Below are 26,347 nucleotides of genomic sequence, written 5' to 3'. Positions count from 1 at the left end.
CCATCCGGTTGTAATTGTGCCACCAGGCCTGTGCCTGCCAGCAACTGACTCAGGGCTTGCCGTATCTCCAGCGTACCTTGAACACCTGGGCTGTTTTGGCCTTGTAACTGTGCCGGTGATGCGGCAAGCAATACGCCGGTTTGCTGTGCAAACTGTGTCAGTACCTGACTTAAGGAACCGGGGGGGATATTAAATGAATGCTGTGCCATTACAGGCGACAGACTAGCATCTCCAGCCTGTGCCACGAGTGTATTTAGAGGCAGCAGCAAGCTTCCAAGTATCGCCAGGTGAATCGCTGAGCTGAGTATTGCTGGCCGAAAAACACGGCGTTTTGGCTGACGTATCATGTGTGCCACGGGAGTATCGAAACTGGACAGCATAAGACCGGTATCCTCTTTATTTACAGACCCTTTACTACGGAATCGAATAAGAGCTGTAAAAGCGGAACCCTGAACTGAAAAAAATACTTTTTGTTACGTCGAACGCTTCAACCTGATACGTTTCCAGCCGGGAAACGGCACCTGTATTTGAATGGGTAAAACCGACTCCAGCATCGACAGGGTCTGTTCAATATCGGTTACCGGGTAACTACCAAATACCCTCAATTCAGCAGCATCCGGTGACAGGCTCAAATGGCCTGAATAATACCGACGCAGTTCAGTTATCAATTCAGTCAGAGGGATATCCTGAGCAATCAATATGCCTCTTGACCAGGCCTCACGCGCCGGATCAGCTGGTTCAGCACTGAAGATACGCTCATCGGTAAAACGTGCCTGTGAACCTGCCGGAATGATCTGAGTGGTACCATGCCAGGCGGTCTGAATTTCAACCGCTCCATCATAGACGGCAACAAGCACATGGTGATCTTCCAGTCGAACGCTGAAACGTGTGCCTAATGCACGCAGCTGACCATAGGGTGTGGTAACAATAAACTGCCGGGAAGGATCTGGTGCCGTTTGCACCAGCATTTCACCAGACACTAACGTCAACTGGCGCTGATGAGGCTGGTACTGCTCATTCACGGCGCTGAGCGCATTGAGCCAGACGTGCGTACCATCTTGCAAAGCAAGCATTCGTATTTCACCGGTAGCTGTATGATAATCAGCCATTGGCAATCTGAATTGGGTGGTCTGCTGCCACCCGGCCCAGCCCAACAGGCTGCTTCCGCTCAAGACGAGCAGACCACGCAGCACCTGCCGACGGCGCGCCTGCTGGTTTTGTACCTGACAAAACGCGGATACTGCAGCCGACCTGACCGGGCTGACCTGAATCGGCTCAAACCGCTGACCGATACGTTCAACATAAAACCAGGCCCGCTGGTGCTCAACTGAAGCCTGGAGCCATTGCTGCCAGGCCAGCTGCTGTGCTGCTGTAGCCTCGCCAGATCTCAGCAGTGCGAACCATTCCGCTGCCTGTTCCATGACCTGATAGGATGGCTCGGTCAATTGAGCGTGATCCTGCTCCATCATGTCAGCCCGCCCGGTTCCGCAACTCAACTGCCCACCCTCAAAATCCCTGGATCTGCCGCCAGATGGCGTGCCTCAAGCTGCATGCAATGCAGCATCACTCTGGCGACATGCTTTCGCACCATCCGTGTCGAGATACCGAGTTCTTCCGCCACTTCTCGGTCTGACATTTCACACCCGACGGCCATCACGAACGCACTGGCAGCTTTAGCTGGCAGGCTCAGTAACAATTGATCTATTTCCTGCAGTGCCTGCAGCACCATCACTTGTTGTTCAGCAGATGGCATTAACGCTTCCGGCTGATGTGCGAGGGACTCCAGCCAGGCCTGTTCCAGACTTCGCCTGCGCCAGAGATCGATACACATGCCATTCGCCATGCGGCGAAGATAAGCACGCGCCTCACCTGATGAGTTCAAACCCTTGGGAGCTGGACGCAGGATCAGGCGCACAAAAACATCCTGCGTCAAATCAGCCGCATCGGATGAATTACCCAAACGCCGTAATAACCATGCCTTTAACCAGCCATGGTGATCTGCATAGAGGTATTCGATGCAGCCTTGCGCTGTCTGTCCAGAACCCTTCACCACCCACCGTCCTATACTTAGCACCCTAAAACTTAATGATAATATAAATCATTATTGATAAGACACCTGAGCGATTGTAATACCTGACAGCCTGTTAAACAACATCTGCTTTATCAGGATACTAAGTGGGAGGTTTTGCGGTGATCGTTCAGGATAATCGGGTATCTGGTTCAATCAGGATGTAATAACGACTCAGATATCGCATCCGAATTGGCAGTATTTCGGTCAGCTGTTGCAGGATTCGTTCTGGATGCTGCAAGGAAAACACACCACTCACCTGCAGATCAGGCAGGTCATTGGAGACTCGGATCAAGCCGCGGCGATAACGCGAAACTTCATCAATGAAGTGGGACAAGGACATATCGGTAACAGCCAAACGTCGACTTAACCAGTCTGGTGAGCGGTCTGTCAGTGGCTGCAGATCCAGCAGGCCGGTTTGATCAAAGCGCAGCTGCTGCCCGGCAGACAGGAGCAATGGTTGTGAACGCAACGCAGGCGCAATGACCATTTCACCCTGATAGAGCGCAACCGAGGTGAACTGTTCATGCTGACGGACACTGAAATGTGCTGCTTCAGGGTAGAGACGACCATCGCGCTGACGTATACGCCAGGGATTAGCCTCTACCGCGGTTTCCATCCAGAACTCGCCCTGATACAGCTGCAGCTGCTGAAGTTGACTGCGGGCATGGATATCCACAGAGGTTGCCGTATTCAGGACCAGACGGCTGCCATCTGCCAGTTGATGTTCCTGCCATTCACCTCTGCGGGTTTGCACATCAGCGCCACTCAAACCTGCAGGCAAGTATTGGTCGGTTGCCGCCAACCCGGAGAGGCCGAGAATGCCGACGGCACAACCCGTCAGAAAGCGTCGCCGTGACGGTGGGGTACGACGGCGGCTGAGAATCTGGTAACCGGCAACAGGGTCGGATACCCGCTGAAAGCAGCTTTGCAGCTTGAGCGTACGCTGCCAGGCAGCCGCATGCTCCGGCGAGGCATCATGCCACTGGCTGAAAGCCCGACGATCCTGCTCAGAGACATCATCGGCCCAGAGCCTGGCCATCCAGACACATGCCTGATCCAAAGCCTGTTGATTGGGTTGGTTATCTGTATTCATCAGTAAATCTGGGTCTGTATTCGCTGTTGTTACTCTCTATACCGCAGCAACAACGCAAACCCACAAAGTTTTACTGATTATTTTTACTACATGGAAGGGGAAAACCTGCCTTCAGTACGATGACGTACACAGAAGGCAGGTTGGATGATTGATCAGCTACCGATCACACCATCATCTTCACGACGAATGACCAGTGTCGCAGATCGAGGATACGGTGAACCATCATGAGGCCAATGGCTTGACAGCTCTCCTGCTGCAAACTGCTCTGGAGTGGTTGTAGCACCCGGGTGCTGCACGTTTACAAACATCGTTTTCTGATCCGGTGTCGTAATAACGCCGGTAATCTCCTGGCCCACCGGACCCACCAGAAAACGACGGATCACGTTGTTCACCGGATCTGCAGCGAGCATGACATTATTGCCAAACTGCTCCCAGGGACCTGTATTGACGACACTTTCGCTCATGTCCGTCTGAATCCACAAGCGCGAGTCTGGATCAAACCACAGGCCATCCGGACTGTTGAAGATATTGCCACCATCCAGATGTTGTCCGGCCAGATCAGAATCAGATTCGGGTCCCGCCAGTACAAACAGGTTCCATTCAAATGCCTTGGCTGTCACCTGATCATCCTGCTCACGCCAGCGAATAATCTGACCCCAGTTATTCTCAACACGCGGGTTGGCAGCATCTGCTTCAGTACGGCGACTGTTGTTGGTCAGAGTAAAATAGACTTCGCGGGTTTTGGGGTCTACAGCACCCCACTCAGGACGGTCCATTTTAGTCGCACCCACTGCATCTGCTGCGCTACGGGTATTCACCAGAACGTCTGCCTGGGAATTGAAGCCGTTCTCAGGTGTCAGCGGCCCCATACCAAATACCAGCGGCAACCATTCACCTGAACCATCTTCATTGAAGCGAGCAACATAAAGGGTACCGTTATCCAGTAAGTGACCACCAGCTGTCGCCTTGAAGTAAGGCTGTGCACTGACATATTTATAAATATATTCAAAGCGCGCATCATCACCGGAATAGCAGACCACTGGCTGACCTTCAACAGCAGGCTGGAACACTACACCTTCATGTGCAAAACGTCCCAACGCCGTCCGTTTGACGGGACGCGCGTCCGGATTAAAGGGATCGATCTCGACCATCCAGCCAAATCCGTTAACTTCGTTGCGGTAGTCCTCTGTTGCCGAGCCCGCCTTGGGTGTCACATCGAAACGCACAAAACGGTCATCTCCGGAATCTGCCAGCTCCCAGCCATAACGGCCCGAACCTTCTTTGGCAACACCGTAACGACTCTGCTCGCGCGGCTGTTCTGCGTGGTTAATAAAGTATCCGGCCCAGTTTTCTTCGGCAGCCAGATAGGTATTCCAGGGAGTGACACCATGTGCGCAGTTATTCAGGGTGCCACGCGTGCGGGTCCCTTCGGGGCTGAAACGCGTTTTCACAAAATCTGTACCACGTACCGGACCACTGATCTCCATCTCGGTTAAGCCGTGTACACGACGGTTACGTGGATCGGCTTCAATCGCCCACTGACCATCTGCCTGCTTTTTCATGCGCACAATGCTGACGCCATGACCGTGAAGCTCTTTTAACACTTCATCAGCATTACGTGTACCATCGCCCTTAACCGGCACGGCTGAGCGAGACAACGCCTGCCCCTGTGCAGAAGCATGCATAAAACGTGGCTCAACATACTCATGATTCATCACCAGCAGACCATCTTCAGAGCTGCCCTGGTATGGGTCCTGACCCTCGATCGGGAAGAAGTGCATACCATCATGGTGGCTGCCAACCTGATGCGCCTGATCTTCACCCGAGTTTGTCAGAGGATCAAAGGCAGGCAGGTTGCCGGAAATCGGCTCACCCCAGGGCAAAATCACTTGATGCACATAGCCCTTAGGTAGCGTTACGCGATCACTGGCATCAACCGGAATCGCTTCAAAGCCGATCAGCGGGGAATGGCGATTGCTACCGGCATGTGCCAGACCGGAGTAACCGCTACCGGCAAAGAACCCCAACATGGCGGCAGTACCCAGACTCCCTTTCATCAGGGAGCGACGGGACATGCGCTTTTCAAAGACCTGCTGGAACGTCGTATTATCGGAATGATTACTGAGTGGCTCATCACCATCCTGGTGATCAATCATCACCGGGGTCTGCTGCTGTGTCATTGAAATTCTCCGTATTGATTGACAGTCCAACGACTTTAAAGCGCAAGGATGACAGTTCCTTAAACAGACCATGAAGACTTTATGACAGTCAGGTTTCAGACCAGTCTGAGCACCGGCCAGCCACGGGTTTTAGCCACTTCAGCGAGGTGAGCATTGGGGTTTACGGCTACCGGGTAATCGGCAACTTCCAGCAACGGAATATCGTTATGTGAATCGGAATAGAACGCAATGGGCAAGTCGCTTAACTCCATCGCCTCAGCATAACGCTGACAGTGATGAATCTTGCCAGCCTGATAGCTCATGGGTAAAACAGGACGACCGGTAAAGCAATTGTTTTCCAGTTCAGGTTCAATACCAATCACACCATCAAATCCTATTGCCTGGGCGACCGGTTCAACCAAAAAGGCTTCGCTGGCCGAAATCATCAACAGGTGATGCCCATCAACACGCAAGCGTCTGACCAGGTCCAGACCTTGTTCATACAGACGATCCAGTAACTGTGCTTTGACAAAGCGCTCAGCAACTGCAGCGACTTCCTGATAACTGCGCGCTTTCAGTGGTGCCAGATTCAGCGCCAGATAGGCTTCCATATCCAGATTACCGGTCGCATAGGTTTGCATCAGTATCCGGTGTTTGGCCTGAAAGCTGTCGATATCATTAATCCAGCCCAGACGTGCCATTTCGCCAGTCCAAAGCTCAGAGCTGTCGCCATTCAACAGGGTATGGTCCAGATCAAACACAACCAGATGTGGTGATTTCATATAGTCTTCTCAATTCAGTGCGACCAGAACCAGTCCAGTCATCATCACAGTCAAAGCCAGCCAGCGAAAAGCTGACAGGGTTTCTTTAAGCCAAAACACGCCCAGCAGGGCCCCTATGGGTATTGATGCCTGGCGCAGCGCCACCAGATAGCTGACATCCTCGGTATACGCCATTGCAATCAGCACCAACCCATAGGTTGTCAAAATCATGGCCCCCGCCAGTATCCAGACACGGGCAGGACCCGATAACAAGTGTCGTAACGCCTGGCGTTCAGCAGGCAGGCAGGCGATAACAGGTAACATCCACACCAGTGCAGCCCAGGCCTGTAGCACCATAAACTGCATTCCGGCCAGCATGGCGGAAAAGCCCTGCTGGCGCATCAGGTCGATCGCGGCTTTGTCCGTCAGTGAGTACCCGACCGTGCCCAACGCAGCCAGCAACATAAACCCCAGCGCGGGGGTCCAATAGATCGATAAGCTGAAAGCACTGGGCCTGATCAGCGGCAACATAAATCCAGCCAGTGCGATCAAGACCATGCCCAGGATATCCTGAGTATTCAATAACCAGTGCTGCCAGATGAACCATCCGGCTACAGGCACCAGCAAAACCGGCAGTGCACGCGCCAGAGGGTAAAGCACACTGATCTCACCTCGCGCATAGGCCCAGGCTAACCCTGCCATGTAAATCCCCTGAAAGGCTCCCGACAGTATCAACAGCCACCAAAACGCACCTGGCAACTGCATCCACTGGTGACTGAGACCCAACACGGGCATAAACAGCAACGCCCCACCCAACATGGCCAGGGTAAAAAAGGCCAATGAGGGTACTTGTTTTTTGCCGAGCAGGTTCCAGCCTGCATGCAGACAGGCTGAAACCAATACCAGCACCAGTGCCAGAGAACTCAAGGCTGCTCGGCACCCGCCAGGCGGAAGCCAATTTCTTCCAGTACTTCTGGCAACTCCTCAATTGAGTCGATGACATAGTGCGCGCCAGACTGGCTCAATGCCTGATGTGCCATTTGCTGCTGCACCCGCTGCTGAGCTTCTGAAAGCGCCTGCCATTCCGTCAGGGACAAACCTGTTTGATTGCCAGAAACCGCCACGGCTACGGTCCACATACCCGCATTCAGCCCCTCTTCAATACCCACAATGGTGTCATCCACCTTGACGCAGGCCTGTACACAGCTAACGGCCAGATCACGCGCATTCTGCAATGCCATCCAGGGGTATGGCCGCCCTGCCGGAACATCGGTAGCACAGACGACAGACAGTGGTTTGAAGCCCTGTTCTGCCAGAGCAGGTAACAGCTCGGCAATCATTTCACGGCTGTAGCCCGTGTTCACACCCAGGTCGATACCCTGTTGATCACAATAGCTGATCAGTGACTGCATACCGGGGATCAGACGATTGTTGTCCCGGATAGCGGCCAGTTGATAACCCACGAAGGTCTCGTACAACCAGTCAATATCTTCGCTGGTTGCATCACGTCCCTTTTCACTGCGCCAGGCAAGTGCGATACGAGGCATATCCAGTAACGCCTCAATATGTTCACGCTTTTCCTTGCCCATGGGCGCACGTGCTTCAGCCTGGGTAATCGGCACCCCTTCAGCCGCAAACAGTGCCTGAAAAGCCTGGATAGGTGCCAAAGAGCCAAAGTCGACACAGGTACCGGCCAGGTCCAGAATTACCGCCTGCAGTGGACCGGTGTAACGACGCTGATACATAAACATACTCACCTCTCAAGACAGATTTCAGGGGAAGAAAGCGCCAATGCCTGGCAACTTTCAGCCACTGCGGCCAATACCTGGTTTATCTCAGCATCGTGCAACTGCCCGATACAGCCCAGACGAAAGCTTTCCACTTCGGTTAACTTACCGGGATAAATCAACACGCCTCGTTGCTTCATCGCCTGATAAAAGGCGCTAAAGCTGAAAGCCGGATCATCCGGTGACAAAAAGGTAATAATGATGGGTGACAGCCAGGCATCGTCCAGCAGGGTTACAAAGCCCAGTTCACGCATACCGGAAACCAGGCGGTCACGATTGCGCTGATAACGTGCTAAACGTCCAGGCTGACCACCCTCGGCATGGTACTCCCGGAGTGCCTGATAAAATGCGGCCACAACATGAGTGGGTGGCGTAAAGCGCCACTGACCGGTTTTCTGCAGGTAATGCCATTGATCATACAAATCCAGAGAAAGTGATGCGCAGCGGCCCTTACATTGTTCAAGCAATGTTTTTCTGACCAGCACGAAGCCAAACCCTGGTACACCTTCGAAGCATTTATTCGCTGACGAAATCAGCGCTGCAAAAGGCAGCTGTTGTGCATCCACCGGCAAAGCACCAAAAGCACTCATGGAATCAATAATCAGCTCACGTCCGGCAGCAGCGACAACCGCTGCAATCGCCTCCAGCGGATTGAGAATGCCGGAGCTGGTCTCACAGTGAATCAAGACCACATGGCTGATCTGCGGATCTGCCGCCAAACGCAGGGCGACCTCCTCAGGATCTGGAGGCAGGTAATCGCCCATGTCCAGCAGCACCGTCTCATGACCCAATCCCTGCAGGATTCTGGCCGCACGCTGACCATAGGCACCGTTCATCAGTACCAGTGTTTTGCTTTGCGGTGACAACAGGGTCGCCAGCGTCGCCTCTACAGCAAAGGTTCCACTGCCCTGCATCGGTACACACACATGGGTATCCACAGCATTGGCCACCGCCAGTAACTGCTGACAGATAGCAGCAGTAATCTGATTAAAATCGCTGTCCCAAGACCCCCAGTCTCTTAGCATGGCCTGTTTGACTGTCAGGCTGGTCGTCAGGGGACCCGGGGTCAGCAGTAAGGGTTCGTTACGCATAGATTGTCTGTGTCCTGATAAAAACGAGTCAATAAATTCAGCGATGACGCCACACCTGCGCTTTTCTGAGCAGCAGATAGGTCAGCGCTGCATGCAGCAGCTTCACCACCATGGATGTCAGCAGAATCAATACTGCCATCGCCGCAGCACTGGCAAAGTAACCGGCCTCATCCAGGTGCAACACCGACACGGATGCCAGCCGGGTGTCAGGTCCATAAAGGAACACGACTGCAGACACGGTCGTCATGGCATTCACAAACAGATACACCGAGATATCCAGCACTGCAGGCAGCGACACCGGCAGGGTGACCCGGGTGTAAGTGCGCCAGAAGGGCACTTTCATCGACGCGCCTACTGATTCAAACTCAGGATCAAGCTGCTTTAATGCAGTCATAGAAGTCAGGTGGCACACGGTATAGAAGTGAATCAGGGTATTCAGCACCAGGATTGCCAGCGTGCCATACATCAGATTCAGAGGGTTACCAGGATGGTTAAAGTAGAAAATATACGCTAACCCCAACACCATACCCGGTACAGCCATCGGCAGAATAGAGAACAGGTGAACCGCCTGGCGCAGGGGCGCAAACGCCTGACCTTTTTCAACCAGCCAGGCATTGGTAAAGATCACCAGTGTTCCGATCAAGGCCACACTGCCAGCCATTTTCAGGGAGTTAAACCAGGACTGCCAGCCACTGCCACCCAATCCATCAAAACGGTAGTGCTGCAACGTAAAGCTGAGATTATAAGGCCAGAACTGAATCAGCGACGCGTACACCGCGGTACCAATCACCAGCAAAATAATACCGGCCACGGCATAGCACAGCAGCGCAAAGGTCCAGTCGCGTACAGCCGAGGGTTCCGGCTGATATGGTACAGCACGTGCTGACAGCTGAGCTGTCTGACGACGCTGAACCCAGCGGTCAGCAATAAACGTGAACACGGCAGGTAACAGCAGGATCACACTGACAACCGCGCCCATCTGAAAGTTCTGCTGCCCAACCACCTGCTTGTATATATCCGTTGCCAGAAGGTTGTACTGCCCACCGATCACCTTGGGCACACCGAAGTCTGTAATAGCGAGCGTAAACACGACAAAGGCACAGGATATAAGACCATAGCGCACCCCCGGCAGGGTAACCGTCATAAAGGTCCGAAATGCCGAAGTCTTCATCGCACGCGCTGCTTCATACAAACGTGCATCGCTATTGGATAGCGCGGTAACCAGAATCATCAATGCATGTGGAAAAATCCAGAAACACATCCCGATCACAATCCCTATCGGACCATAAATACTGGCCCCACCCAGCAACGCTTTCAGATACCCCTGATTACCGAAGATATACACCAGACTGATCGCCGGAAGCAGCGAAGGTGCCAGAATGGGCAAGAGTGTCAGCATCCGGAAAATGCGCTTACCTGGCATACAGGTGCGCGTCATGCCATAGGCACACATGAACGCCAAACCCACCACCAGCACCATGGTCAGGATTGCAATAAAAAACGAATTAACAATCGAGTTGGCTAAGGCTGGTGTAGAAAAATAATGTCGATAGTTGGCCAGACCGATGAAGTCACCTGCACTGTTCTGCAGGCTTTTCAATAGCATGGTGTAAAGCGGAAATACCAATCCGATCAACATCAGCCCCAATGCAGCCAGCAGGAACAACAACTTCAGCAGCGTTTCAGAACTGAATCTGTAGCGCCAGGCAGATATGGATAATACCGGGGAGCTTGTGGACATCTCAGCGCTCCTGTTCTGCAAAAATGCGACAATAACGCTGCGGTAGTTGCAGATACACCTCTCTGCCAGGTGCAATCACCATGCGTTCGGCATCCGTATGCTGCAAATCGACTACAACTTGCTGGTCCTGCATCAGCAGATCACAGGTTACACGCATAAAAGCACCCAGGTATTCACTGTGCACCACCCGCGCTTCCAGCACCGCATCACTGGATGGCTGATCAAACAGCACCACTTCTTCAGGGCGAATACCCAGGTGAGCAGCAGCACCGGGCTGTAACACATGGGGCTGGCACGCTACAGGCTGACTGCCCAGCAACACACCGGATGCTGAGGCAATCTCAACAGGCAACAGATTCATCGTACCGACAAAGCTGGCGACAAAGGCATTGACGGGATGGCGGTAGATCTCTTCAGGCGTACCCACCTGTTCGATGACACCATGGTTCATCACCACAATACGATCCGCCATGGTCAGAGCCTCTTCCTGATCATGGGTCACCATCACCGTGGTCACACCCAGTGCCTGCTGCAAGGATTTGATCTGCTGACGCAGATGCAACCGGACACGTGCATCCAGAGCCGACAGAGGCTCATCCAGCAGCAACAGCCCTGGTTCTGTTGCCAGCGCTCGCGCCAGAGCGACGCGCTGCTGCTGTCCACCAGACAGTTGAGCCGGATACTTATGTTCTGAGCCCTCCAGTCCAATCAGGGAGAGCAACTGAGCGACACGTTCACGAATCCGGGCCTTGTTGTAACCCTGACTTTTCAAGCCGTAGGCTATGTTGTCAGCCAGTGTCAGGTTGGGAAACAGCGCGTAGGACTGAAATACAATACCAAAATCACGCTTTTGTGGTGGCAGCTTACTGATATCACGCTGATTCTGAATAATGCGACCGCTACTTTGCAGCTCCAGTCCAGCAATAGCACGCAGCAAGGTGGTTTTTCCACATCCGGATGGCCCCAGAAAACAGACAAACTCACCTTCGTAAATTTCCAGGTCAATCGACTTCAGAGCCGTGAAGTCACCAAACTGCTTGGACAAGGACTCGATACGCAGACAGACCTGCGGTGGGCTCGTCAGTGCCATCACGTCAGAGGCAGACTCTGCCACTAAAGCCGTCACTGAGGCGGGTTGTAAGCGTTGCATGGGCAAACTCCAATAAAAACAGGGCTCATCCTTGAGCCCGATAGAACACGACGTCAGCAATCAATCATTAACGCGCTTCGGTCTTACCATCGTAACGACGCTGCCACTCCTGCAGGATGCGATCACGATTCACTGCAGCAAAGCTGAAGTCGTTATCGATCATGCGCTCGACAATATCAGCTGGATAGTTCTCAATCGGCTTGGCCACGCCTGGCATCGCCACAACAGCATAGCCTTCATTGTAAAGCTCATTCGCCTCACGGCTGACCGCCCAGTCCATCAGAGTCTGGGCCGCTTCCAGGTTTTGAGTGCCTTTCACAATCGCAGCGGCTTCCATGTCCCAACCCAGACCTTCGGACGGGAAAACGACTTCAACCGGTGCACCCTGAGACTTCAAACGTGCCGCACGGAAGGCAAAGGAAACACCTACAACAGCTTCACCCGAGGCGGCCAGGTTACAAGGCGCTGAACCTGAGTGGGTATAACGGCTGATGTTGTCATGCAAGCCATCCATGAATGTCCAGGCCTGCTCTTCACCCCACAACTGAATCCAGCTGGCCACATCCAGATAACCGGTGCCTGAAGAACTGGGGTTCGGCATCACCACATGGCCTTTATATTCGGGACGGGTCAGATCTTCCCAGCTGGTTGGCATGGGTACGCCCAACTTCTCACCTTCAATGGTGTTGTAGCAGATCGCAGCAACCCAGGCATCCATACCCACCCAGGCTGGCGGTGTATTCTGATCTACAAATTTTGGATCCAGCTTTTCAACACCTGCAGGTGCATAAGGTTCCAGCAGCCCCTCATCATCCAGCAGCAACAGGCTGGTTGCCGCCAGGCCCCAGATCACATCCGCGCGTGGATTGTCTTTCTCAGCCAGCAAACGCGCTGTCATGACGCCTGTTGAGTCACGTACCCAACGAATAGTGATCTCCGGGTGTGCCTGATTGAAGCGCTGCGCATATTTCTGCAGGTCATCCGACTCAACAGCAGTGTAAACCGTCAGTTCAGTCGCAGAGGCTGCCTGTGCTGCAACAGCGGCACCCAGCGCTAATGCCAGAGTGGTTTTTTTCAGGGTATGAAGCAGTGCGTTTTTCATGATGTCTCCTGATGGCTATTTGGTATAGACCAGATACTAGAGACGAAATATTGCAGTTGAATGACAGTTTTTTGAATTTTTAAGGCGTGTATTTAGACCGAGAGAATAAAGAGCTTTAAATGACAAATATATTTCAAATTAACAAGATCATTTATATGTAAAAAATATTTTTGTTAAAACCATTTTATTCACAAAACATTCATTCATTTGTCACAGATCCAAACTACATTTGCGCCCTGAGACAGCAGGATGTCCAACCTTCAACAACATACTAGTAAATGCTTTAGTAAACACGTTTTATTGATAACCGTAAAAAACCTGAAACTCTGATCCGATCAAGGGGAAAAACATGAAAAAATCGATTCTGGCAACGGCAGTTGCTGTGTGTCTGAGCGCGCCGGCAATTGCCATGGCAGATGCGACACTTTACGGCCACGTAATGATTGCAGCCGATAAAGTCAAAGACGAAAAGCTGCACATCGGCTCCAGCGCCAACTCTGAGTCTCGTATCGGTCTGCGTGGCACCGCTGACACAGGTATCGAAGGCCTGCAGGCACTGTATCAGTATGAGTTTGGTGTAAACACCAACCAGACCAGCTACAGCGGTACATCACGTAACGCTCTCAGAACACGCCAGGCTAACCTGGGCCTGACCGGCGACTTCGGTACTGTCAAAGCAGGTTCACAGACCAACCTGCATGATAACTGGGTCACGGCTACCACTGATGTGTGGTTGTCCAGCGTATACACTGTTACGCATTCTACCGCTACGGCACCTGCACGTCTGAGTAACTCTCTGGCTTATGTGTCACCAAACTTCAATGGTTTCCAGTTCGCGCTGGCAACAGCGGCTAACTCTGACTACGAAGACAAGAACTTCGACCTGCACCACATTGCGGCCAAATACAAGCTGGGCGGTTTCTATGCTGCAGCGTCTCACATCGATTACAACTCAACTGAGATGAGTTCAAACAAGAAGAGCGAAAGTGCCCTGGCACTGTCTTATGACTTCGGTCCTGCGATGATCGCTGCTGTTTACTCTCATGTTCGTAACGATCTGACTGACAACTACAAGCCTTGGGATATTGCTGCAACCTACAACCTGACTGACAGCACAACCCTGAAAGCCGGTTACGGTGATTTCAAGGAAGGTGCCAAAGGCTATGGTGTCGAACTGCAGCACAACCTGGGACGTATGGTTAACGTCTTCGTCGGTTATGGCGATGCCAATAGCGACCTGGGCGATAATGATATTTTCAGTGCGGGTATGCGCGTACGCTTCTGATTAAGTTTTAATTTAAAAGGCTTCCATATCGGAAGCCTTTTTTATTTATTTACTCAGAAAAACTAGATTAATAAACGCGAATAAAAATGATCAATTGCTATTTTTGAAGCCTTTTTAGCATCCGCTGCATAATCAGCTATCAGTTCAGAGGTATACTCATTAGGTGATTCAATTTTAATTAATGCAATCGCGATTGAAGACAGTGGAAACTGCTTGGGTTGACCATCACGATCCTGTGCCAGCATATAGCCTTGCTCTTGTACCGTTGAGGGATACACCGAGCGTACCATTTCCATAAACCTGCGCTGCAATGCCCGGCAAACGTCATCCACATCTTCTCGTTCAGTCATTACCACAAAGTCGTCACCACCCACATGACCGACAAAATCACCCTTGTAGTTGAAGTGTACCAGCAACAGTTCAGCCAGGCGGGTGATTACCAAATCTCCTGCCTGATAACCAAGGATATCGTTCAGAGGTTTGAAGTCGTTGATATCAATATAGATAAAGACAAATGGCAACACGCGCTTCAAGCGTTTATCCAGCTCATTATTGATAGGCACATTACCGGGCAACTGTGTCAATGGATTGGCGTAGCGAGCCTTTTCAATGCGCTCCTGAGTAATCTGTTTTAACAGCCGCCGTGTGGTTCCAAGACCCACATAAATCCCCTCATCCACCACAATAAAATGCTGCTTGAGATAATGGAAATCTTCTTCAATCAAACGCTGGCTGATCTCATCCAGTGTTGAACGCTGATCAACCACCAGAGAATCTCGCCCGATAAAGTTGATCACGGCACGGCGTTCAAACAAGGCACGGCCATACTGACTGCCATAGAGCTCCAGAACCCGCCATTTATGCAGCAATCCCAGGGGACGCCCGTCCTGCACCACCGGCAAGGAAAAAATATGCAAATTGCGTTGCAAACATTCCCAGGCCTCTCGCAATGTTGTATCCGGTGTCACCGGCTCAACATATTCACACAAATCACGTGCCAGTCGACCGGTTGTTTTCTGCACCACCTGTTGCCGATCCGGCAGACAACTGAGGTCCGCTGTCGGATAAGGCTTGGGACGACCAACCAGGAACCCCTGGATAAGCTCTATGCCCAAGTCTGCCACCACAGTAAGCTCAGCCTGATTCTCAACACCTTCTGCAATCAAACGACAGCCCAGGCGATCAGACAGCTCCACCAGCGAGCGGACAAACTCCAGCTTGACCAGATCTTCATGAATATCACGGATAAAGTGCCGGTCAATCTTGACGAAGTCAGGCTGTAAATCAGACCAGAGTTTCAGGCCTGAATAGCCGGTACCCAGATCATCAATCGCAATACTGAAGCCTTCCGCTTTCAGCCAGGCAATCGCGTTTTTCAGTTCCTGTAATTGCAGTGCCGGAAAGCGCTCCGATATTTCAATCACAATCTGTTGCGGCTCAAGATCGTGGCGGCGCATCAATTCACGCAATTGAACACTGCTGAAGCGTGACGGCAACAGCATCGATGGACTGATATTAACGAACAGATGACAATCCAGCGCGTGAGAAGCCCAGTTTTTGGCAGCCACTTTCAGACACAGGGCTTCCAGCTCATCAGACAAGGCGTATTTTTCTGCCAGCTCAAACAGTACTGGCGCCGCATGCAATGGACTGTCAGATGGGCCTCGACTCAGCGATTCGTAGCCAAAGACCTGTTGTGTTTCCAGGTGTACTATGGGTTGCAGCAAGGAAGTGACCAGCCCTTCCTGCAACAGATGGACCAGCTCGTCATGCAGTCTGTCTTTCATCGATACCTTCTATAAATACGCTGATACTGCAGCGCAGATACCTTAAAGAAGACTGATGACGTTTTGATGACAGCGTTTACCCAACAAACACTTAGCCAGCCAATCAGCTTTGGCTGTTGACACGTATCGTCATCACATCGTGTAACCAGTACTCTTCATCAAATTCGATGCGAGCACCCTCAGCAGTTTCAGAAATTCGGGTAATGTAAAGCCCGGGGCAGCCTGAATTGACCCCCAGCGCTTCAGCCACACCACCCGTCAAGGCTGTCGGTGTAATGGTGATCTGCTTGCTGGCCAGCTTGATGTCATAGACTTCAGACAGCATTTTCCAGAGTGCCTCAAAACGCTGATGCTCCAAACCCGGCAAATAGCGTGGATTCAACCAGATGGTTTCGACAAACACCAGACGCTCATCGGCAAAACGTCGGCGGCGCAGTCGAAATACCGGCTCACCCGGTTGTAATGCCAGTGCTGCGGCCACCTGAGCTGAAGCTGGCATGGATTTCAATCCCAGCACTTCAGTGCGTGGCACACGCCCCTGCTCTGCCACATACCGGGTAAAACTGACATCGGTCACCGGTTCATAGGTTAAACGTGGTGATGAAATAAACCAGCCACGTCGATTACTACGGTAGATCACCCCTTCGCTTTCCAGCTGCGCCAGCGCCTGACGCAACGTCACCCGGGTAGTGCCAAAGCCCTCTGCCAACTCACGCTCAGCGGGCAAGCGCGAGCCTGCCGGCAGCTCGCCAGTATGAATGCGCTGCATTAACCGGTCACGCAGTTGCAGGTATAACGGCTGTTCCGACATATCCCACCCAAATCAAAAAGCGCCATCTTACCCGATTTGACTGACAAAGCTACCGACACCTCCAGACGTCATCAAATCGACACCAAACGGTCATCAACCAGTCATGGAGTTGGGGAATGATCTGAAAGGTTAAGACAAGAGGATCACCTATGTTCGATATTGAGTCTCTGGTGTCAGAAAAATATCCGGCACTGGCACACAAGCCTGCCGTGCTCAAGACACCGGTTATGCAACTGCTCCGACACCTGTTCCATGAAGAAGAGGTGAACCAGTTTCTGCATCAGCATCAGGACCTGGGCGCCTTTGAGTTTACCGATAAGGTACTGGAACATTTCCGCATCAGCTATCTGGTGTCTGCCCGAGAGAAGGAAAATATTCCCTCTGAGGGCCGCGTAGTGATCGTATCAAATCACCCTCTGGGTACGCTGGATGGCCTGGTATTACTGAAACTGATCGGCGAAGTGCGTCGTGATATCAAGATCCTCGCCAATGACCTGCTATGGCAGTTTGAACCCCTGAGACCTTTACTGCTGCCTGTGGATAACCTGACCCAAAGTGGCTATCGCAGAACCGTCAGAGAAGTGACCGACTGCCTGCAACAGGACCAGGCAATCATTATTTTCCCAGCGGGTGAGGTATCACGCGCCAGTGCGACCGGTATCAAGGATGGTCCTTGGCAAAGCGGTTTTGTCCATTTTGCCCGCAAAACCAATGCACCGATTCTGCCGATCCATCTGAACAGCAAGAATTCAGCGCTGTTTTACTCCCTGTCAATGATCTATCGGCCTATCGGCGGACTGATGCTGGTCAACGAGATGTTCAAAAAGCACGCTGAAGATATGCCTGTGCGCATTGGCGAGCTGATTCCGCTGGAACGTTTTGACAATAATGAACTGCCACTGAAAACACGGCTGAAACTGCTGCGCAAGCATGTCTATCGTCTGCCGAAAAACAAAAAGTCCCTGTTTGTCACGGAAAAGCCGATTGCGCATCCGGAAGAGCGTCTGCAACTGCGCCGGGCCCTGCGTCAGGCAGAACGTCTGGGCGAAACCCAGGATGGCATGCAGATCTATCTGTTTAACTACGCCTCTGACTCGCCGGTTATGCGGGAGTTGGGACGCCTGCGGGAACTGACTTTTCGCCGTGTTGGTGAGGGCACAGGTCAGCGGTATGACCTGGATAGCTATGATCGTCATTACCAGCACCTGATTCTCTGGGATGATGAAGCACTGGAACTGGTTGGAGCCTATCGTATTGCCGACTGTGCACAGGTTATCGAAACCTCGGGTCTGAAAGGGCTCTATGCTGCCAGTCTGTTCAGCTATCAGCCGGCACTGGAGCCGCTGATGCAGGGTAGTATTGAGCTGGGGCGCAGCTTTGTACAACCTCGCTACTGGGGGCGTCGCAGCCTGGATTATCTCTGGTATGGTATCGGTGCGTACCTGCGCAGTCGGCCCCATATTCAGCGCATGCTTGGCCCTGTATCGATTTCAGCCAAACTGCCACAGATCGCCCGTGACCTGCTGGTGATCTACTACCGTCATTATTTCGGTCAGTCCGGTCTGGCGCGTGCCAATGCGCCTTACGGCCCGTCTGATGCCGGCAGTGCTGAAGCTCAGCGGCTGTTCTGCTTTACCGATGCACGCGAAGATTTCATTGCGCTCAAGGAACGCCTGGATCTCTATGGTGTAACGGTACCGACGCTCTATAAGCAATACACCGAACTGTGCAAGGAGGGCGGCGTGAGCTTCCTGGACTTTGGTGTCGATGCTGACTTTGGCTACTGTATCGACGGTCTGGTGATGGTCGATGTGGAGCGTATCAAACCGAAAAAACGTGACCGCTACATGGGAGAACTGCGACGCTGATTTGCGTCGCAGTCCCAGGTAAAGGTGCTTTAGGTAGAGGCGCTTCAGGGACTGGAGCTTTGGCTGTAAAGCTCCAGATTTCAGATCAGATAAACGCCTTGCGCACCTTGGCGGAGATATACTCGGAAACCAGCACCGTGGCAAAGATCAGGATAAAGATGATGCTTACCCGGTCCCAGGCCAGGGTATTAATCGCCGCATTCAATTGCAAACCGATACCCCCGGCTCCTACCAGACCCAGTACTGTAGATTCACGAATATTGATATCCCAGCGGTAGATACTGATCCCGGCAAACGCCGGCATCACCTGTGGCAATACAGCATAACTCATGACCTGCATGCGGCTTGCGCCCGTAGCTGTAATCGCCTCGACCGGCGTCGGATGAATCTCTTCAATCGCTTCGTATAACAGCTTGCCTACAAATCCAATAGAACGCAGTGCAATCGCCAGAATACCGGCCAGTATTCCCGGACCAAGAATGGTGACCAGCAGCATCGCCCAGATCAGTGAGTTAATCGAGCGGGATGATACGATAATCATCAACGCCAGACTGCGGATCAATGGATGTGGAGTAGTATTGCGTGCCGCCAGAAAAGCGCAGGGGAACGCCATGATGATCCCCAACAGCGTTCCCAGAGTCGCGATATTGAGAGTATCCCAGAGCGGTTTCCATAAACGCTCCGAATAAGCCCAGTCAGGAGGCATCATGCGTCGCAACAGATCGGCACCCTGACGAGGCGCATCTTCAACAAACACCCACATGGTGTTATCTGAGATCACCTTCCAACAGAGCAGAAACAGGGAAATACCCACTAACCAGCCCAGCCAGATCAGCCATTGCTGACGGGTAGTTCGTAGTTTCCATTCAGCCTGGCTCAGATCATTACCAGGCTCTATCAATTTCACAGGCATTATTGCACCCACTTACGGACATAGCCGGACAGATACTCGGTCATCATCACAATACCGATAATAATCAACAGAACAGCTGCTGCCGTGTCATACTCGTAACGGCTCAACGACGTATTCAGTGTGGCTCCGATACCACCGGCACCGACAATACCAATCACCGCGGATTCACGAAAATTGATATCCAGACGGTACAGAGACAGACCGATCAACCGCGGCATGACCTGCGGCTGCACCGCGTAGTTCATCAGCTGCAACCAGCTGCCACCCGTGGCCCGTATGGCCTCCACCTGGCGTTCGTCAATATCCTCGATATCTTCCGCCAGTAGCTTGGCCATAAAACCGATGGTAGCAAATGCCAAAGTGATCATGCCCGCCAAAGGCCCGAAACCGAACATCACCACAAACAGAATGGCAATAATCACCTCCTGAAAGGTGCGCGATATGGCGATAATCGAACGGCAAAACAGGTAGATCGGCAGTGGCGCCATATTGCGGGCCGCTCCAATACCAACCGGGATTGCCAACAGTATGCCGATCACTGTAGAAGTCAGGGTCATGGTCAGAGACTCAAGTAACCCCTGCTGGATATCACGCCACCGGCTGGTAAAGTCCGGCTGCAGAAATGCACCAAGGAAATTCAATCCACGTGAAGCACCCTCGGCCACACGCGTCCAGTTCACCTCAACACTCCAACTGGCCAGTACCAGATAGACCAGCACGGCCAACGCCAGTGCCAAACGATAGCGCCAGTCACGAATCAGAGGTGGACGGCGCCACACCCCTGAAGCTGCACGTTGCAGCCGCTCTGCATGCTCTGTCATACGCTGGCCGCTCGCAGAGTAACCTGAGCGTGGTTCTGGGACACAGAAGGATCCATAACCTCCTCAACATCGCCACTTTCAGATGCATGGTTCCAGTCTTCTTCACCGTAAATTCGGGTCAGAATCTCCGCATCCAGTTGTTCTGGCTGACCATCAAACACCAGTTGTCCTGCACGCAGGCCGATAATGCGATCAGCAAACAGCTGTGCCAGCTGGACATCATGAATATTGATAATCGCTGCCAGCTGGCGTTCAACACACAGCTCCTTGATCAGTCGCATGATCTGGCGGGAGGTCTTCGGATCCAGGCTGGCGGTCGGCTCATCCACCAGCAAAATTTCCGGGCTCTGCAACAATGCCCGTGCAATCCCGACACGCTGACGTTGTCCACCTGATAATGCATCGGCACGCTTATCGATAAAGTTTTCCAGACCGACCCGCTGCAACAGTTTGAATGCCTGCTGCACCACCGGCTGAGGATAGCGACGGAAATAACTGCGCCAAAAACCGGTGTAACCCAGATAACCAGACAGCACATTCTCCATCACGGTTAGCCGGTCAATCAGCGCGTATTCCTGGAAAATCATTCCCATACGACGTCTGGCGCGGCGTAACTGACGAGAACTCAAGCCGGTCAGCTCGGTATCTCCCAGAAATACCTGCCCTTCGGTAGGCTCAACCAGTCGGTTTACACAACGAATCAAGGTACTTTTACCGGCACCCGACGGACCGATCAGCGCGGCCACCTGACCTGCCGGAATCTCCAGCGAAACTGACGTCAGGGCTTTATCACCTGTCGTATAGCGCTTGGTCAGTTGTTTTAACGTCAGCATATTTTCCTCCCGTTCAGATACAAAAAAGCCTCTCATCCCTGAGAGGCAAGGAGCCCTGAACCCAAATCAATTGCAGTTGTAAGTCACACCCATTGCCTGGTCGATGGTACGAACCACTTCCCAGTGCTCTTTGTAGGTGATCGGAATAAACTGAGCTTCACCGGAGTTTTTAAACTCTTCCTGCAGCGCGCTACCTTCCCATTCAAAGGTAAAGAACGCTTCTTTAACCTTTTCAGCCAGCTCAGGCTTCAGGTTGTACACATGGCCGTAACCTGTAGTCGGGAAAGTCTGCGAGGTATAAACAGTGGTGTAGCTGTCCGGCTTGACCACATCACGCGAGATCATGCGCTTCAACACCGAATTGGCAATCGCCGCGGCATCATAGTCACGGTTAATCACACCCAGAATTGAGTTGTCATGGCCACCGGAGAAAGAGGGCTGGAAATCCTGCTCTGCTACCATCCCGAACTCGGCTTCCAGCAGTGCCGAGGGCGCTTTGAATCCGGAGTTGGATGTTGGAGCCGTGAATGCCAGGCTACGTCCACGGATATCCTCAATGCTTTCAATGCCTGAATCCGGACGGGTGATGATTTCCATCTCATAACCGAAGGAACCATCTTCACGAGCCATCATCGTGAAGGGTACAAAACCGGCACAGTTTACCGCCAGTGGGTTAGATCCAGTGTTAAATCCGGCCACATGCAGACGACCCGCACGCATGGCTTCCAGCTGTGCCGCATTGGACTGAACCGGGAAAAACTGCACACGCTTACCGGTTACCGCTTCCATATGCTTCAAAAAGCCATCCCACACCTGAGCATAGACAGCAGGATCTTCAACCGGTGTATAGGCAAATACCAGTGTGTTCGGATCAACCCACTGTGCAGGATCCGTTGGGGCATCTGCCACCATGTCGCCATCGGCGTCGGTGAAACGCGGTGCCAGATCACTGGCCTGAAGCGTCATGGAAACGGTCATGGCCAGCAGACCTGCCGCGAGAGTTTTTCCTGTCATAGTCGTAAGCATGCGCATATAGCACCCCATCAGAAGATTTAACGATGGCGCTACTTTAGTCGTGCTTTATGACGAGACCGTTGCTTATAAATGACAATTACATGGCGATTTTATGAAAACCGCCGACTGTCAACGCGCTGTCATAAAAATGACATAGGCTAGCCGGAATCGCTTCAATCAGGAGAACCGTGATGAGTGGCAGCGACTTTCATGCACAGATCCGTTCCAGTTATTTAGCTTTTCTGACGGCTCAGGCCGCCCGCTTTCCAGTGCACAATCGCCTGCGTGTGGACCTGCACTGCCATGATCACAACAGCGATGTCCCGGATGAACTCTGGGGACGGCTGCTCAAGCTGCCGGAGACCTGGCTACCCACTGGCAAACTGGTGAAGCGCCTGCAGGCCGCAGGCACAGATCTGATCACCATTACCAACCACAACAACGCTCGCTCCTGCTGGACACTGATGGATAAGGGTATGGATGTACTATCCGGTGCAGAATTTACCTGTCACTTTCCGGATGATTCGCTGAGTGTGCATGTGCTGGTTTATGGCTTCTCACCCCAGCAGGAAATTCGTCTGAACCGTTTGCGGCAGAATATCTATCATTTTGCTGCCTATGCGCTGGAGCAGAATCTGCCCACTGTACTGCCGCACCCGTTGTTTTTTTATACCGGTAAACGCACCGCCAGTATCGAATCACTGGAAAAGTTAGCTCTGCTGTTTGAACGCTACGAAGTATTAAATGGTCAACGTGGTTTCTGGCAAAACCATATGACCCAGTTATGGATCGAGAGCCTGACTGAAGAGAAACTGCACCAGCTGTCACGCAAGCATGGCCTGGATCCCCGGGACTTCTGTCGCCATCCTGCACGTAAATGTCTGACCGGCGGGTCTGATGATCACAACGGTATTTTTGCCGGTGAGTGCGGCAGCTTTCTCTACATCGACAATCTGGCTCAACGACGCCAGCAACAGCCCCTGTCCGAGCTGGCACTGGAAGCGCTGCGCAACGGCGATATCGCGCCCTACGGTGAACCCGGTGAAGAGGAACGCCTGACCACCACCTTCCTCGACTACTTCTCCCAGGTCGCCATCCATATGAAAGACCCCGGTTTGTTGCGCCTGATGCTGCACAAGGGCAGTCTGACTGACAAGCTGTTATGCCTGGGTGTCAGCAATGCCATGCAAGAGCTGCAACGACACAAATACACCCTGACCTTCCTGCAAACCTTTCATCAGGCACTGTCAGGCAAACCTCCGGCCCTGATGACCCATCTGGGTGTCAGCCGGGAGTTCAAACCCACACTGAAAATCGTTAAACAACTGGCCAAAGCACGTCGGCAAACACCGGAGCACTTCTCCCAATCCTTACGCGAAACCATCCCGGCACTCTATCGCGAAGTGACGGGTATCTTTTTTCAACGTCTGGGTCAGGCCATTCAACAGCATCGCCCCAGTTCATCGCGTTTCAGTCTGGATGCGCTGATCCGTGAGTTTGAACTCCCCACCAGCCTGCGCAGCCTCACATCGGCACGCAGCCAGGGAGCACACAACGGACAATCACCCCAGTTACTGCAAATGCTTGATGCCCTGACATTTCCGGCACTGGCTGCGCTGGTTATTGGTGGTGCCTCTTTCACCGGTAGCCAGGTGCTCTATGCCAACCGGCCGCTGCTCAACGCACTGGCCGATGACCTGAATGCCGGACAACACTCGCAACGTATCCTCTGGCTGACAGACAGTTTCTGTGATGGCAACGGTGTTTCCTCATTTTTGAACAACCTGCTGGATGAAGTGCAGCAGCGCCAGCTACCCATAGACCTGCTCACCTGTCACCCGACACTGGAACCACAGCCGCATCTGCAGGTTCTGCGCCCGATCAGTCAGTTCGATCTGACACAGCCTGGCGAACAGACGTTTTATTTTCCCGATATGCTGGAGCTGCAACGTCTGTTCGAGCAGGGCGGTTATGATCGTGTCATCTGTTCAACGGAGCTGATGATGGGACTGGTCGGCCTGTACCTGAAACACGCATTTTCTGTCCCGGTGTGGTTCTACATGCACACCGACTGGCATGAGTATTTCCAGCGCAGTACCGCCTTAAAGTCGCGCTACACCGACCGCTTTCGACGCCTGCTACGTGCTTTCTACCATCAGTTTGACGGGTTGCTGGTATTAAACCGGGAGCACCGCAACTGGCTGGCATCCGATGCCATGGAAATACCCGCCGAAAAGCTCCACCTGACAGCGCACTGGGTGCATACACACTTTACCGATATCGCCGCACAACGCACCCTGCCCGGATGCACACCGACACTGCTGTATGCCGGGCGTATCAGTCGCGAAAAGGGGGTGCTGGATCTGCCACAGATTTTCCAGCAAATCCGTGCCGCCATCCCGAATGTCCGCTTGCTGATAGCCGGTGATGGCCCGGCACTGAAAAAACTGCGTCGTCAATTACCGGAAGCCGAATACCTCGGCTGGGTCCCATCCGATCAGATGGCACAGGTCTATCAACAGGCCGATCTGTTACTATTACCTTCTCGATTTGATACCTTCGGGTGTGTAGTGCTGGAAGCGCTGTCTACCGGACTGCCGGTTATTGCCTATGCCAGCAAAGGACCTGCGGATATTATCCAGCCAGGACGGCAGGGTTATCTGGCTGACTCAGCAGAGCAGATGGCCGCTCAGGTATTGCATTACCTCACACGTCCACAGCTTGAGCAGGCACGCATGCAACAGTTGGCAGCACAACGTCACCAGGACTATCAGCCGGAGCAAATACTGAACCAGCTGCTCAGCACCCTGGGCCTGCCCACCCAGGCCCCTGAACCTATCATGGAAAACCGACATGCCAGTTGAGCCATCAACCACACCTGTACGAGATGTTTTTCTGACCTTTCTGAAGCTCGGTTTGACCGCCTTCGGGGGACCGGTGGCCCATCTGGGCTATTTTCAGGCAGTTTTTGTCGAACAGAAACGCTGGCTAACACCTCAGGCATACGCGGAGCTGGTGGCGCTCTGCCAGTTTATTCCCGGTCCGGCCAGTAGTCAGGTGGGATTTGCCATCGGCTTACAACGTGCCGGGATCAGCGGTGCAATTGCTGCCTGGGCAGCCTTCACCCTGCCCTCAGCCCTGTTAATGCTGTTCCTGGGTATCTCGTTGGTTGCACTTGAGCTGACGGCTTATCAGGGACTGCTGCAAGGACTGAAAGTGACTGCTGTGGCCGTCGTCTGTTGGGCACTCTGGAGTATGGCGCGCAGCCTGACGCCGGATTATCGGCGCCGACTGATCGCACTGCTGGCGGCAGCCGTTGCACTCCTGCTGCCAGGCGTCTTTGGCCAACTGGGTGCATTGCTTCTCGGTGCCCTACTGTCCCTGGTACTGATCAATCCAGTAACCCAGACACAGGATGATGGGCAAGGTCTGCAGATTAACCTCTCTTCACGCCTGGCTGGACTCTCTGCCGCCCTGTTCATTGCCGGGCTGGTGCTGCTGCCCTCACTGGCACTGCTCAGCCAGACGCCGCTACTGACCCTCTCGGATGCCATGTATCGCGCAGGCTCGCTGGTGTTTGGTGGTGGCCACGTCGTACTACCGCTGCTGCATGCTGAAACGGTCAACCAGGGACTGATCAATGCCGATGACTTTCTGGCTGGCTATGGTGCTGCACAGGCCATGCCCGGCCCACTGTTCAGCTTTTCTGCATTTATTGGAGCCCAAAGCGGCGTACTGGCAGCCGCTATCGCGCTGGTGAGTATCTTTTTACCCGGCTGCCTGCTACTCATTGCAGTACTGCCGGTCTGGCAAACACTGCGACACCAGCGGCGCCTGCGCCAGACACTCAGTGGTGTCAACGCAGCTGTCGTGGGCCTGCTGGCTGCCGCACTATACGACCCGGTAATTACTGCAGGCATTCATCAGTGGCAGGACGCCTTACTGGCCTTGGTGCTGCTGGGTTTGCTCGCCACCGGACGGATACCTGTCTGGCTACTGGTACCCCTCGGCGGTCTGGCAGGATATGCTTTGCTGTAACGAGCCTAACCTGAGCCCTGCC

Annotated in this window: 22 protein-coding genes; 4 read left to right on the top strand and 18 right to left on the bottom strand. The window is 53.0% G+C overall.

What is annotated here, in order from left to right; translation table 11 throughout:
* The 12 genes from ADINL_RS13740 to ADINL_RS13685 form a co-directional block, all read right to left on the bottom strand.
* Positions 1–380 (bottom strand): STN domain-containing protein (locus ADINL_RS13740; RefSeq protein ID WP_036549243.1); only part of this gene is annotated, 380 nt, incomplete at its 3' end.
* 93 nt (positions 381–473) lie between these two features.
* On the bottom strand, positions 474–1,496 hold the full coding sequence (locus ADINL_RS13735) for a FecR family protein (RefSeq protein WP_204368253.1): 1,023 nt from the start codon (positions 1,494–1,496) through the stop codon (positions 474–476).
* Positions 1,493–2,050 (bottom strand): sigma-70 family RNA polymerase sigma factor, encoded by a 558-nt coding sequence (locus tag ADINL_RS13730; RefSeq protein ID WP_051632842.1) that lies wholly within the window; start codon positions 2,048–2,050, stop codon positions 1,493–1,495. The genes ADINL_RS13735 and ADINL_RS13730 overlap by 4 nt, the downstream gene beginning before the upstream one ends.
* A 148-nt stretch (positions 2,051–2,198) precedes the next feature.
* On the bottom strand, positions 2,199–3,164 hold the full coding sequence (locus ADINL_RS13725; protein ID WP_036549240.1) for a DUF4880 domain-containing protein: 966 nt from the start codon (positions 3,162–3,164) through the stop codon (positions 2,199–2,201).
* Positions 3,165–3,316: 152 nt separating this feature from the next.
* Positions 3,317–5,344: a PhoX family protein gene (locus ADINL_RS13720; RefSeq protein ID WP_036549238.1), complete on the bottom strand. Its 2,028-nt coding sequence runs from the start codon at positions 5,342–5,344 to the stop codon at positions 3,317–3,319.
* Between the two features lie 95 nt (positions 5,345–5,439).
* Entirely contained in the window at positions 5,440–6,105 is a 666-nt protein-coding gene (locus tag ADINL_RS13715) for an HAD family hydrolase (protein ID WP_036549236.1), read from the bottom strand.
* 9 nt (positions 6,106–6,114) lie between these two features.
* Positions 6,115–7,011, bottom strand: coding sequence for an EamA family transporter (locus ADINL_RS13710; RefSeq protein WP_036549234.1), 897 nt, complete (start codon positions 7,009–7,011; stop codon positions 6,115–6,117).
* A complete protein-coding gene (phnX, locus tag ADINL_RS13705) occupies positions 7,008–7,829 on the bottom strand; it encodes a phosphonoacetaldehyde hydrolase (protein WP_239644393.1) in 822 nt (273 codons plus the stop codon). The genes ADINL_RS13710 and phnX overlap by 4 nt, the downstream gene beginning before the upstream one ends.
* An 8-nt stretch (positions 7,830–7,837) precedes the next feature.
* Positions 7,838–8,962, bottom strand: coding sequence for a 2-aminoethylphosphonate--pyruvate transaminase (locus ADINL_RS13700; RefSeq protein ID WP_036549228.1), 1,125 nt, complete (start codon positions 8,960–8,962; stop codon positions 7,838–7,840).
* Between the two features lie 37 nt (positions 8,963–8,999).
* Positions 9,000–10,703, bottom strand: a complete 1,704-nt coding sequence (locus tag ADINL_RS13695; RefSeq protein WP_036549226.1) for a putative 2-aminoethylphosphonate ABC transporter permease subunit — start codon at positions 10,701–10,703, stop codon at positions 9,000–9,002.
* A 1-nt stretch (position 10,704) separates the two neighbouring features.
* Positions 10,705–11,853: a putative 2-aminoethylphosphonate ABC transporter ATP-binding protein gene (locus ADINL_RS13690; RefSeq protein WP_084154534.1), complete on the bottom strand. Its 1,149-nt coding sequence runs from the start codon at positions 11,851–11,853 to the stop codon at positions 10,705–10,707.
* A gap of 67 nt (positions 11,854–11,920) precedes the next feature.
* Positions 11,921–12,955 carry a putative 2-aminoethylphosphonate ABC transporter substrate-binding protein gene (locus ADINL_RS13685; RefSeq protein ID WP_036549224.1) on the bottom strand — a complete coding sequence of 345 codons (1,035 nt, stop codon included), beginning with the start codon at positions 12,953–12,955 and terminating at the stop codon, positions 11,921–11,923.
* 349 nt (positions 12,956–13,304) lie between these two features.
* On the opposite strand from ADINL_RS13685, the gene ADINL_RS13680 reads away from it, so the two are divergent.
* Positions 13,305–14,240 carry a porin gene (locus ADINL_RS13680; RefSeq protein WP_036549223.1) on the top strand — a complete coding sequence of 312 codons (936 nt, stop codon included), beginning with the start codon at positions 13,305–13,307 and terminating at the stop codon, positions 14,238–14,240.
* A gap of 62 nt (positions 14,241–14,302) precedes the next feature.
* On the opposite strand, the gene ADINL_RS13675 is transcribed toward ADINL_RS13680, so the two are convergent.
* Both ADINL_RS13675 and ADINL_RS13670 read right to left on the bottom strand, forming a co-directional pair.
* Entirely contained in the window at positions 14,303–16,027 is a 1,725-nt protein-coding gene (locus ADINL_RS13675; protein ID WP_051632838.1) for a phosphodiesterase, read from the bottom strand.
* Between the two features lie 103 nt (positions 16,028–16,130).
* Positions 16,131–16,838 (bottom strand): UTRA domain-containing protein, encoded by a 708-nt coding sequence (locus ADINL_RS13670; protein ID WP_036549221.1) that lies wholly within the window; start codon positions 16,836–16,838, stop codon positions 16,131–16,133.
* A 149-nt stretch (positions 16,839–16,987) separates the two neighbouring features.
* On the opposite strand from ADINL_RS13670, the gene olsF reads away from it, so the two are divergent.
* Positions 16,988–18,706, top strand: a complete 1,719-nt coding sequence (gene olsF, locus ADINL_RS13665) for a bifunctional ornithine lipid synthase OlsF (RefSeq protein ID WP_036549217.1) — start codon at positions 16,988–16,990, stop codon at positions 18,704–18,706.
* An 85-nt stretch (positions 18,707–18,791) separates the two neighbouring features.
* Here the strand turns inward: olsF and phnE (ADINL_RS13660) are convergent, their stop codons facing one another.
* From phnE (ADINL_RS13660) to phnD, 4 genes are all read right to left on the bottom strand, one after another.
* Positions 18,792–19,619, bottom strand: coding sequence for a phosphonate ABC transporter, permease protein PhnE (gene phnE / locus ADINL_RS13660; RefSeq protein ID WP_051632837.1), 828 nt, complete (start codon positions 19,617–19,619; stop codon positions 18,792–18,794).
* Positions 19,619–20,440, bottom strand: coding sequence for a phosphonate ABC transporter, permease protein PhnE (gene phnE / locus ADINL_RS13655; RefSeq protein ID WP_036549215.1), 822 nt, complete (start codon positions 20,438–20,440; stop codon positions 19,619–19,621). The genes phnE (ADINL_RS13660) and phnE (ADINL_RS13655) overlap by 1 nt, the downstream gene beginning before the upstream one ends.
* Positions 20,437–21,273 (bottom strand): phosphonate ABC transporter ATP-binding protein, encoded by an 837-nt coding sequence (phnC, locus tag ADINL_RS13650; protein WP_036549213.1) that lies wholly within the window; start codon positions 21,271–21,273, stop codon positions 20,437–20,439. The genes phnE (ADINL_RS13655) and phnC overlap by 4 nt, the downstream gene beginning before the upstream one ends.
* A gap of 66 nt (positions 21,274–21,339) precedes the next feature.
* Entirely contained in the window at positions 21,340–22,299 is a 960-nt protein-coding gene (gene phnD / locus ADINL_RS13645; RefSeq protein WP_036549274.1) for a phosphate/phosphite/phosphonate ABC transporter substrate-binding protein, read from the bottom strand.
* A 179-nt stretch (positions 22,300–22,478) separates the two neighbouring features.
* On the opposite strand from phnD, the gene ADINL_RS13640 reads away from it, so the two are divergent.
* Both ADINL_RS13640 and chrA read left to right on the top strand, forming a co-directional pair.
* Complete coding sequence (locus ADINL_RS13640) at positions 22,479–25,151, top strand: glycosyltransferase (RefSeq protein ID WP_051632836.1); 2,673 nt, start codon at positions 22,479–22,481, stop codon at positions 25,149–25,151.
* Complete coding sequence (gene chrA / locus ADINL_RS13635) at positions 25,141–26,325, top strand: chromate efflux transporter (RefSeq protein WP_036549210.1); 1,185 nt, start codon at positions 25,141–25,143, stop codon at positions 26,323–26,325. The genes ADINL_RS13640 and chrA overlap by 11 nt, the downstream gene beginning before the upstream one ends.
* Positions 26,326–26,347 lie beyond the last annotated feature (22 nt).

Origin of the sequence: Nitrincola lacisaponensis (genome assembly GCF_000691225.1) — a bacterium.
In the GTDB taxonomy this organism is placed as follows: Bacteria; Pseudomonadota; Gammaproteobacteria; order Pseudomonadales; family Balneatricaceae; genus Nitrincola; species Nitrincola lacisaponensis.
The sequence above is the reverse complement of the archived record's forward strand: the minus strand, read 5'-3'. Positions and strand labels throughout refer to the sequence as shown.